We start from the raw sequence: 241 nt of genomic DNA, 5'->3' as shown, positions 1-241 counted from the left end.
CCCCCCCCCCCCCCCCCTTTTTAATGATACGATGACCACCGAAATCTACACTCTCTCCGTCGTCGACAAGGTCAGATGTGTACAAGGGGCAGTCCTGGACGAGCCCACGACCGGCCTCGACCCGCGCAGCCGCGTCGAGCTGTGGGGCAACCGTCTCTTATACACATCTCCTAGCCCACGGACCGTGTAGTACTCTGAGGGGATCGCGCCGTCCTGGCAACGAGGGGGGAGGGGGGGGGGA

1 protein-coding gene is annotated in these 241 nt (G+C 63.9%); it reads left to right on the top strand.

All coding sequences use genetic code 11. The annotated features are described in order from the left end of the window. Nucleotides 1-31 precede the first annotated feature (31 nt). The gene (locus ACPYOM_RS23650; RefSeq protein WP_481347852.1) at nucleotides 32-190 is read left to right on the top strand and encodes a hypothetical protein; all 159 of its coding nucleotides are present in this window, start codon (nucleotides 32-34) and stop codon (nucleotides 188-190) included. The last annotated feature ends 51 nt before the right edge of the window (nucleotides 191-241 follow it).

The organism is Monashia sp. HAY1-2A (genome assembly GCF_056755315.1).
The sequence above is the reverse complement of the archived record's forward strand: the minus strand, read 5'-3'. Positions and strand labels throughout refer to the sequence as shown.

Bases quoted from the DNA above. Each gene is read 5' to 3' on its own strand.
- ACPYOM_RS23650 (WP_481347852.1), top strand. From the start codon at position 32: ATGACCACCGAAATCTACACTCTCTCCGTCGTCGACAAGGTCAGATGT.